We start from the raw sequence: 9,061 nt of genomic DNA, 5'->3' as shown, positions 1-9,061 counted from the left end.
CTCGGCGGTGGCGGGGAGCGCGGCCCAGCCGGCGGGGACGGCGCCGGTGTGGTGGTGGACGGCGTAGTGCTGCGGGGCCACGGCCGTCGCGCGTCCGGGGAGGACGGCGATCACCGCGCGGTGGGCGGTCTCGGGGGTGAGGGCGGGGTCGGTGGTGGCGATCCGGGCGGTCAGCCGGCCCTCGACGCAGGAGACCTCGACCAGCGGGTCGGGGCCGAACGCGTCGGCGAGCAGGGTGCGGACGGCGTCGAGGTGGATCCAGTCGGCCCCGACCCGGTGCCAGTCGCCGGTCCGGGTCGCGGGCCGCAGGCCGCTCAGCGCGGCCAGTTCGGCGAGCGGGAGCGGGCCTACGACGGCGGCGGCGAGGACCGCGGGCACGGCGCGCGCGAACCGCTCGGTCTCCTCCCGGTCGAGGACCTGGGGGCAGGCCAGGAGCGCGAACTCCAGGCTGCCGGTGGCCCGGAGGATGTTGACCATGAGGCGGACCGGGAGCGGCTGGTCGGGCAGCCAGGTCACCTCGGGGTCGGTGGTGGGAGCCGGGCGGGCCTCGGACATCGCCTCGGGGATGGTGAGGCTGAGGTCGTTGACGACGACCTGGCGGGTGAACCTGGCGCCGCGCCGCTCGGCGACGTCCTCGATGAGCTGCCAGACCTTGTCCGCGTTGAGCGTGCTGTTCCAGTAGCCGTTGAACGAGGCGACCTTGACGCGGCCGATCAGCTCGTCGAGGTCGGCGGCGTCGGTGTCGAGGGCGAGCAGGGCGTCCTGGGCGAGGGTGCCGATGTGGTCGGCCATCGCCGAGCGCTGGCGGTTGGCCGAGAGCGCGGCGAAGACCAGCTCGGTGCGGGCCGCACGGTGGGCGGTCAGGGCCGCGATGACGGCGAGCAGGACGACGGAGGGGCCCGCGCCGGTGCGGCGGGCGACGATGTCGAGGTCGGCGGCCGCGCTGCGGGAGCGCACCACGAGGGTGGCGAGACCGTCCGGCGGTCCGGTGATGCCGTCGGTGGCGAAGACGACCTGCGGGCCGGTGGCGAGGATGTTCTCCCAGTGCCGCAGCGCGGCCTGGGTCTTGCGGCGGCCCTGGGAGCTCTGCTCCTGCTCGGCGACCTGGAGCGGGGTGCGGGAGGTGACCGGCGGGAGGTCCTTGCCGGCGGCGAGGGCGGTCCAGTCCTCGATGAGCAGGGTGACCGCGGCGGCGTCCACCCCGGCGTGGCAGGCCACGACGACGAGCCTGCGCAGCTGGTCGCCGTCCGTGAGGAGGGTGAACCGCAGTCGGGGGGCCGCCGCCAGGTCGAACGGGACGGCCACGTCAGCTCGACCCAACTCGTCGGCCAGCTGGTCGAGTTCGGCTTCGCCGAGGGCGCCGGCGGGGACGGTGGTGACGGTGAACTCGCCGTCGCCGTGGACGTTCTGGAGCTCCGGGAAGCCGTCCGCGCCGGGGCCGGGCGGGAAGCCGGTGCGCAACGACTCGTGCCGCTCCAGGAGGGCGCGCAGGGCGTCGAGGGCGGCGGGCAGGGTGGTCCGGTCGGGGACCGGCCAGACCGACTCCTTGTTGATCTGCTCGGGGCGGTCGCGGCGGATGCAGCGGATCATGTTGTCCTGGCCGAGGGTGAGCGGGCCGGAGCCCGAACTCGCACCGCTGTACCGGATCGTGATCCGCCCGCTGGTCTCTGTCACGTCGTACGTGCCCTTCGGCTCGCCGGGTCTGCCGGGGGCGCCCCGGCGGCGGTGCGGGTCGGGGCGCCGTCGGCGGCCCGACCGAGTGGTCCGGACCGGAGGTCCGGAGTGTTCCGACGGATCGTCAGTTCATCGCCGGGGCCGGCATGTCGGCCGACCAGGCCCGGACCGCGACGCGGATCGGGCGGGCACCGACGGCGGCCACCGCCGCACGGAACGGGCCGGGGACGGGCACGTCGTCGATCCGGCACGGGCCCGGCCCGAGTGCACCCGGGTCGGCGAGGAGCAGCGGCGCCGGGCCGGCCATGGGCAGGCCGAAGCCCTGGACGAGCCGCCCGCCGTAGGCCTTGACGCAGGCCTCGCGGCGGCACCAGAGCTCGGTGAACCGCTCGGCGGGCCGGGCGTCCGCCGCGACGGCGGCGGCCTCCCCGGCGGGGAAGTAGCGTCCGGCGAGACGGGTGGCGGTCCGGGTGTCGCGGACCTCCTCGACGTCGACGCCGATCGCCCGCCCCCGGGCGAGCGCGAGCACCGCGAGCGCCCCGGAGGCCGAGTAGTTGAGGCTGACCGACCCGGACGACGCCCCGGGCCCGGCGGTCAACTCCGGTTTGCCGTGCGGGCCTTGGTGTCGGACGAGGTCTGCGGGCCGGCAGCCGAGCCGCGCACCGAGGAGCTGCCGGACGGCGCCGTGCACGACGGTGAACCGGCCGCCGAACCCGGGGTCGGGGCTCGCCGCGCGGGCACGCTCGTCCGGATCGAGCACGCCCCACAGGGCCTCGGTCACGGACTCCGGCTGGTCGGTGGGGATCAGCCACACGTCGATCAGGTCCGCGGTCCGGCCGCCCTCGGGGTCGGATTCGGGGTCGGGGCCGGCCCGACCACCGGCCGGGCCGCTGCCGTCGGTCACGGCCCGGCCCGCAGGGTCAGCGTGGAGAGCACACCGAGCCGCCGGTCGAGGTCGGCGAGCAGCACGGGCCGCCGTTCGTCCCGCCAGCCCGGCAGGCGGGCGGCGAGTTCGGACCAGAGGCCGGTGAACGGCTGCCCGGCGGGGGTGCGGATCGCGTCCACGTCGGGCACGTCCAGGCCGGCGGAGAGCAGGACCGCCGTGTCGGCGCCCAGCGCCTCGGCCTGTCGGCGCACCTCCTTGGCCGCCGACTCGGGCTCCATCAGGCTTTCCTGATGGACCGTCAGGTTCTCGCCCGGCCCGGTCTCGCAGACCAGGACCACGGCGCAGTGCCGTTCGGGCAGGACCACCGGTTCCGGCGGCAGGTAGTGCAGGGCGGTCTGCTCGGCGAGCACCACGACCGCGCGACCGCCGATGCCGGTCCGCCAGTACGCGACGGCGGCGCGCAGCGCGCCGAAGGCGGTGGCGGTTCCCTGGTCGCACAGGGCCAGCGCGGTCGGCGTGCCGGCGCAGGAGCGGCTGAGCGCCAGCGAGGTGGGCGCACCGGGGCGGATGTCCGGCGAGTCGAAGGCCTGGATCAGCAGGTCAGCCGGTTCGTCCGGTCCGAGCGCCTCGGCGAGCAGGCCCGCGGCCAGCTCCTCGTACGCGTGCCCGACCCCCTCGGTCAGCAGGTCCTCGCGGAGCGGCAGGCCGTAGGGGCGGACCAGGTCGGAGACGAACACCCGCAGGTCCGGGTCGAGCGAGAGCTCGGAACGGCCGTCGGTGTACCGCGCCAGCACCCGGGTCAGGCCGAGGCCCGGGGCGGATGCGGCGGCCATCCGGTCAGTCCTCGGGAATGACGTGCGTGGCGACGTACTGGGCGAGCTTGGTCAACGAGCGGAGGTCGTCCTCGCTGATCTGCTCGACGTCGACCTGGATGTCGAGCGCCTCCTCGACCTCCAGGATGAGCTCGATGGTGCCGGCCGAGGTGAGGCCCAGGTCGTCGAAGAGGCAGGCGTTCTCGGGGATCTCGGGGAGGTCGCGCTTGAGGACGCGCGGAAGCAGCTCGCCGAGGCTGTGCAGGACCCGGTCGCGCAGCTCGGCTTCGGTGGTCTGGACCACTTGATCGGACATGGTGGGACCGTCCCGTCGTGCGTGGAGTGGCAGGGAGTGGGCGCGGAATCCGGAAGGGAATCCGGCGCGGGAGCCGGCGATCGGGCTCGACCGGTGGCTCGTCAGTGCTCGACGACCATGGCGGAGAACGTCGCTCCGATGCCGGCGGCGGCCAGCAGGTAGCGGTCACCGCGACGGAGCATCCCCCGCCCGACGGCGGTGTGCAGATTGATGAGGCCGTCCGCAGCGAAACTGTGCCCGACAGCGGGCACGTTGTCCAGCACCGCGTTCCCGATCGGGAAGCCGATCCGGCGGCAGATCATCCGCCAGGATGCCTGGTTGACGTTGTGCGGAAGCAGCGCGACCAGGTCGGAGAGGTCCAGACCTGCCTGGTCCAGGGCGGCCTCGATCGCCTCGACCATCACCGCGGGGTACTCCCGCTGGTAGCGGGCGAGCAGATCCTGGTCCTCGGCCAGCCGGCCGTCGAACTCGGGGCGCTGGCGCACCGCGTAGGAGAGCACCCGGTCGCGCTCGCCGTGGGCGCTGACCAGGCAGGCGGCCGCGCCCTCGGCGAAGATGCCGGTCTCCGGCACCACCTGGGCGTCCTTGGTGAAGGTCTTCTCCCCGGTCAGCACCAAGGCCAGCGCCTCCCGGTCGGGATCCCCGGCGAGCAGGCGGCCGGCCAGGTCGACGGCCAGCAGGCCGACCGCACAGGCGTGGTGGGTCACGGTGAAGGCCTGGGCGTGGCCGAGGCCGTACCGGTGGAGCAGGTCGTGCAGCGGGTTCAGCGGGTACGGGACGGCCACCGGCATGCTGCGCGCATGGATCACGAAACGGACGTGCCGTTCGCGTCCGCGCAGCTCCGGGAGAGCGTCGACGGCGGCTCCGAGGAGGTCGGGCAGCTTCCCGTCCGGGTCCAGTCGCAGCTGGTCCAGGCCGTGGAAACGGCGGAAGAGTTTGAGTTGACGTGGGGTCAGGCCGATCCGCTCGCCCACTGCCTCAATGGGCACGGTGTGGTGGGGGAGGTGAACGGCCACTGCCTCCAGTGCGGTCACGCGGGCTAGTATTCCCACGCCCGGCGGGTCCGCACAAGTGATCTCGGGCGGTTGCGGCACACATCCCGCACACTCCCCGAACGCGCCGCCCACGGATTCGCCCCGTGCCGTGCGGCCGTCCCCCGCCCCCGTGCCGTCGAGCAGGTGGAGCCACAGATGACCGACCCTGACATCCCCGTCCCCGCGAACCCGGCCGCCGCGCCGCCGGTCCGCCCCGAGCTGGTGGCGGTGCTGGTCGAGGCCGCCGACGCGCCGCCCGCGTGGGCCTCGCGGGTCACCCCGCAGGCCCGGCTGGACGGCGACCTGCTCCTGGACGAGACCGAGATCGGCGCGCTGGACGGCCTGCTGCGCGCCCGGTTCGGCCCGGCCGCCGACCTCGGCGCGCTGCGGTCCGGGCTCGACCTGGCCGGCCTGGAGGCGCTGACCGTCGCCGACGTCGAGCGCCTGCTGCCCGCGGAGGACGCCCGATGAGCCGCTTCCTGGTGGTCGTGCCGCCCCTCACCGGACACGTCAACCCGACCGTCGGCCTGGCCCGTGAACTGGTCGCCCGCGGGCACGAGGTGGCCTGGACCGGCACCGAGTCGGTGCTGCGCCCGCTGCTCGGGCCGGACGCCCGGGTGTTCGGCACCGGCACCCGGGCGTTCCGGGCGCAGGGCGGGCACGGGCTGGCCGCGGTCCGCTCGCTCTGGGAGGGCTTCATCGTCCCGTACGCGCGGTTCACCGCGAAGACGCTGGACGCGGCGGTGCGCGAGTTCCGGCCGGACGCCCTGCTGGTGGACCAGCACACCCCGGCCGGGGCGCTGGTGGCGCACCGGCACCGCCTGCCCTGGGCCACCCTGGCGCCCGGGGCGATGGAACTGGGTCGACCCTTCCGGGGGTTGCCGCAGGTCGAGGAGTGGATGACCGGTCTGCTCCAGGGCCTGTGGCGGCGGGCCGGGCTGCCCGAGGAGGAGTACGTCGACCCGCGGTTCTCGCCGGACCTCGTGCTCGCGTTCACCGGCCCGGCACTGACCGGCCCGCAGCCGCTCCCCGCCGAGTACGCGCCGGTCGGACCGGTGCTGGCGGACCGGCCCGCCGATCCGGCGTTCCCCTGGGAGCGGCTGGTGGAGGGCCGCCGGCGGGTCCTGGTCACCATGGGCACGCTGGCCGGCGAGCTGGGCGCCGACTTCCTGGCGCGGGCGGTGCGGGCGGTGGAGCTCTGCGGGGAGGACGTGCAGCCGGTGTTCGCGGCGCCGCTCGACCTGCTGCCCGGGCTGCCGGCCCACGCCGTCGCGGTCGACCGGGCGCCGGTCCTGGAGCTGATGGCCCGCGGCGCCCTGGACGCGGTGCTCTGCCACGGCGGGATGAACACCGTGGGCGAGGCGCTGGCCCACGGACTGCCGCTGGTGACGGCGCCGATCCGGCACGACCAGCCGTTCGTGGCGGCGCAGGTGGTGGCCTCCGGGGCCGGACTGCGGGTGCCGTTCGCCCGGGTGACGCCCGATCAGCTGGCCGTCCGGCTACGAACCGTGCTGGACGACCCGGAGTACCGGGCGGCGGCGACCCGGGTCGGGGCGGCGCTGCGGGCCGGCGGCGGGGCCCCGGTGGCGGCCGACCGGGTGGAGGCGCTGGTCGCGGACGGTGCCCCTCAGGCCAATCCATTGGTCTAGGCCATTGTTTCCGGGGTGCCGCAGACCCTAGGGTGGCCCGCAGCACCACTTCCCAGGTGTCCCGCGCGCCGCATCCCAGGCGCCCCGGCAACCCATCCCCGCTCGGGAGTTCTGGTTGATCGAGACCAAGGGACTTCGCAAGTCCTACCCTTCCAAGAAACGTGGCCAGGCCTCTGTCGACGCCGTTCGCGGCATCGGTCTGGACGTGGCGGCGGGTGAGATCTTCGGCTTCCTCGGCCCCAACGGCGCCGGCAAGACGACCACGCTCCGCATGCTCGCCACGCTCATCCGGCCGGACGGCGGCGAGGCCCGGATCGCCGGCGCCGACCTGTTCGCCGACCCGGCCGAGGTCCGCCGCCGGATCGGCTACGTCGCCCAGGGCGGTGGCACCACCGACTCCGTCACCGCACGCGAGGAGCTGGTGCTCCAGGCCCGCATGCACGGCTGCGGCAAGTCCGAGGCACTGTCCCGCGCCGAGGAGGCGCTCAATGCCTTCGAACTCACCGAGTTCGCCGACCGCCCGTGCCGGACCTACTCGGGCGGCCAGCGGCGCCGGGTCGACATCGCACTGGGCGTCATCCACTCCCCGAAGGTGCTCTTCCTGGACGAGCCCACGGTCGGCCTCGACCCGGCCAGCCGCGGCCACGTGTGGGCGGAGATCCGCCGTCTGAGCGACGAGGGCATGACCGTGGTGGTCACCACCCACTACCTCGACGAGGCGGACGCGCTCTGCGACCGCGTGTCCATCGTCGACCACGGCGAGGTCGTCGCCGAGGGCACGCCCGAGACCCTCAAGCGCGAGATCTCCGGCGACGTCGTCCTGCTCGGCCTGGGCGCCGGGGAGGCCGAGTCGGCCGCCAAGGCCCTGCGGGAGGAGCCCGACCTGCCGGTCCTGCACCGACTGGAGCTGCGCGGCGACGACGGCCTGCGGCTCTACCTGGACGACGGCGCGGCCGCCATCCCCCGGCTGCTGCGCGCACTCGACGCGGCCGGCGTGGCCTCGGGCACCGTCCAGCTGCAACGACCCAGCCTGGACGACGTGTTCCTGGCCCGCACCGGCCGCTCCATCGAGCAGTCCTGACCTCAGATCCCCGAGGAGGGGCTCCCATGAAGCTCGCCCGCGACACCTGGCTGGTGTTCCAGCGCCAGCTGCTGCTGATGTGGCGGACACCGATCTGGATCGCCGTCGGAGTGATCCAGCCGATCTTCTACCTGCTGCTGTTCGCGCCGCTGCTCAAGACGGTCCTCGAACCGATGGGCGCGACCACCTACGCCCAGACCTACCAGATCTACGTGCCGGGCCTGCTGGCGGTGCTCTGCATCTTCGGCGGCCTGTACACGGGCTTCAGCCTGCTCGGCGAGCTGAGGGCCGGCATCATCGAGCGGGCCCGCGTGACGCCGGTCAGCCGACTGGCCCTGCTGCTCGGACGGGCCCTGCGCGAGACGGTGGCGCTGCTCGTCCAGGCGGTGATCATCACGCTGATCGCGCTGCCGTTCGGGCTGCGGGTGGGCCCGGTGAACCTGCTGCTCGCCTACCTGCTGCTCGGCCTGCTGGCGCTGATGACGTCGGCGCTCTCGTACGGCATCGCCCTGCTGCTGCCGGCCGACGAGGCGATGGCTCCGGTGGTGAACACCCTCGCACAGCCGATCGCACTGCTCTCCGGGGTGCTGCTGCCGCTGGCGCTGGCACCGATCTGGCTCCAGTCCGTGGCCAAGTGGAACCCCTTCTACTGGGCCGTGGAGGGCATGCGCGCGCTGTTCTCGGGCCACGTCGGGGACAGCGTGGTCTGGCAGGGCCTGCTGATCGTCGTGGTGATGACGTCCGCCGCCGTGTACTGGTCGGCGCGGCTGTTCTCGACCCGGGTGCGCTGAGCCTCCGCCCGGTCGGGCGGAGGCGGGGCGGGGGGGGGGGGGGGTGGGGCGCCCGCGCCCCACCCCCCCCAGACACGCGACGACACCCGCACCGCGGGGACCACCGCCCGGATGGGGGCGGCTTTCCGCGCCCCGGGGGCGTTGACACCCCCCCGGCGCGGGGGGCGGCGGGCCGGGGAGGACGTGCGGGTGCGCCCGCGCGACCTCCCCGGCCTTCGTCCGTCACTCCTCCTGCCGCTCGGTCACCTCCCCGGCACGAAGCGGCGATCGGTTGTCCGGGGACCACGGCGGCCCTATCGTCGTGGGCAGCCGACCGCCCCCCGCACGACGAGAGGAACCCCCATGAGCCCTCGCTCCGAGAACACCCCGGTCGCCGGCCGGGACGCCGCCCCCGTGCGGCGGCGGCGTACGCGCCTGGCCCTCGCGGGCGGGGCGATCGCGGCGCTGCCCGTGGTCGGCCTGCTCGGCGCGGGCACGGCCTCGGCCGAGCCCGTCGCCTCCGTCGAGGCCGTGGGCAAGAAGCCCCCGGCCAAGGTCACGGCCGCCAAGCCGCCGGTCAAGGCCGTCGCGGCCAAGCCGCCGATGAAGGCCGTGGCCGCGAAGCCGCCGGTCAAGGCCGTGGCCGCGAAGCCGCCGATGAAGGCCGTGGCGGCCGATCCGCGGGCGCACGGCACCCCCTGACGGTCCGGCCCGTCCCCGCAGCACGGAACGGGGGGGGGGGGCCCGCCCCCCCCCGGGGGGGCCCCGGGGGGGGGGGGGGGGGGGGCCCCCCCGCGCCCCCCCCCCCCCCCCCCCCCCCCCCCCCCCCCCGCCCCCCC

General features: G+C 75.1%; 10 protein-coding genes. 5 read left to right on the top strand and 5 right to left on the bottom strand.

Annotated elements, in window-relative coordinates; all coding sequences use genetic code 11:
* The 5 genes from ACFWOG_RS36700 to ACFWOG_RS36680 all read right to left on the bottom strand — a co-directional run.
* On the bottom strand, positions 1-1,674 hold a 1,674-nt coding region (locus tag ACFWOG_RS36700; RefSeq protein ID WP_380363742.1), incomplete at its 3' end, for a condensation domain-containing protein.
* A 124-nt stretch (positions 1,675-1,798) separates the two neighbouring features.
* A complete protein-coding gene (locus ACFWOG_RS36695; RefSeq protein WP_380363740.1) occupies positions 1,799-2,578 on the bottom strand; it encodes a 4'-phosphopantetheinyl transferase family protein in 780 nt (259 codons plus the stop codon).
* Entirely contained in the window at positions 2,575-3,393 is an 819-nt protein-coding gene (locus ACFWOG_RS36690) for a hypothetical protein (protein WP_329951842.1), read from the bottom strand. The genes ACFWOG_RS36695 and ACFWOG_RS36690 overlap by 4 nt, the downstream gene beginning before the upstream one ends.
* A 4-nt stretch (positions 3,394-3,397) precedes the next feature.
* Complete coding sequence (locus tag ACFWOG_RS36685) at positions 3,398-3,688, bottom strand: acyl carrier protein (RefSeq protein WP_329881219.1); 291 nt, start codon at positions 3,686-3,688, stop codon at positions 3,398-3,400.
* A 101-nt stretch (positions 3,689-3,789) separates the two neighbouring features.
* Positions 3,790-4,722, bottom strand: coding sequence for a 3-oxoacyl-[acyl-carrier-protein] synthase III C-terminal domain-containing protein (locus ACFWOG_RS36680; RefSeq protein ID WP_329881220.1), 933 nt, complete (start codon positions 4,720-4,722; stop codon positions 3,790-3,792).
* A 156-nt stretch (positions 4,723-4,878) separates the two neighbouring features.
* Between ACFWOG_RS36680 and ACFWOG_RS36675 the strand changes: the two genes are divergently transcribed.
* The 5 genes from ACFWOG_RS36675 to ACFWOG_RS36655 all read left to right on the top strand — a co-directional run bounded on the left by ACFWOG_RS36675 (position 4,879) and on the right by ACFWOG_RS36655 (position 8,924).
* Entirely contained in the window at positions 4,879-5,193 is a 315-nt protein-coding gene (locus ACFWOG_RS36675) for a hypothetical protein (protein ID WP_329951843.1), read from the top strand.
* Positions 5,190-6,371, top strand: coding sequence for a glycosyltransferase (locus ACFWOG_RS36670; protein ID WP_329951844.1), 1,182 nt, complete (start codon positions 5,190-5,192; stop codon positions 6,369-6,371). Before ACFWOG_RS36675 ends, ACFWOG_RS36670 begins: the two co-directional genes overlap by 4 nt.
* Positions 6,372-6,486: 115 nt before the next feature.
* The gene (locus ACFWOG_RS36665; RefSeq protein WP_329951845.1) at positions 6,487-7,452 is read left to right on the top strand and encodes an ATP-binding cassette domain-containing protein; all 966 of its coding nucleotides are present in this window, start codon (positions 6,487-6,489) and stop codon (positions 7,450-7,452) included.
* 26 nt (positions 7,453-7,478) lie between these two features.
* Positions 7,479-8,243, top strand: coding sequence for an ABC transporter permease (locus ACFWOG_RS36660; protein WP_329951846.1), 765 nt, complete (start codon positions 7,479-7,481; stop codon positions 8,241-8,243).
* 342 nt (positions 8,244-8,585) lie between these two features.
* Positions 8,586-8,924, top strand: coding sequence for a hypothetical protein (locus ACFWOG_RS36655; RefSeq protein WP_329951847.1), 339 nt, complete (start codon positions 8,586-8,588; stop codon positions 8,922-8,924).
* The last annotated feature ends 137 nt before the right edge of the window (positions 8,925-9,061 follow it).

The sequence above is a fragment of the Kitasatospora sp. NPDC058406 genome, assembly GCF_042722765.1.
GTDB lineage: Bacteria > Actinomycetota > Actinomycetes > Streptomycetales > Streptomycetaceae > Kitasatospora.
Note: the sequence above shows the minus strand (reverse complement) of the source record. Positions and strands in the feature narration are given on the sequence as shown.

What these genes read in the sequence shown, in the direction of transcription:
- ACFWOG_RS36690 (WP_329951842.1), bottom strand. Translation starts at nt 3,393, where the DNA reads ATGGCCGCCGCATCCGCCCCGGGCCTCGGCCTGACCCGGGTGCTGGCG.
- ACFWOG_RS36685 (WP_329881219.1), bottom strand. Translation starts at nt 3,688, where the DNA reads ATGTCCGATCAAGTGGTCCAGACCACCGAAGCCGAGCTGCGCGACCGG.
- ACFWOG_RS36675 (WP_329951843.1), top strand. Translation starts at nt 4,879, where the DNA reads ATGACCGACCCTGACATCCCCGTCCCCGCGAACCCGGCCGCCGCGCCG.
- ACFWOG_RS36670 (WP_329951844.1), top strand. Translation starts at nt 5,190, where the DNA reads ATGAGCCGCTTCCTGGTGGTCGTGCCGCCCCTCACCGGACACGTCAAC.
- ACFWOG_RS36660 (WP_329951846.1), top strand. Translation starts at nt 7,479, where the DNA reads ATGAAGCTCGCCCGCGACACCTGGCTGGTGTTCCAGCGCCAGCTGCTG.
- ACFWOG_RS36655 (WP_329951847.1), top strand. Translation starts at nt 8,586, where the DNA reads ATGAGCCCTCGCTCCGAGAACACCCCGGTCGCCGGCCGGGACGCCGCC.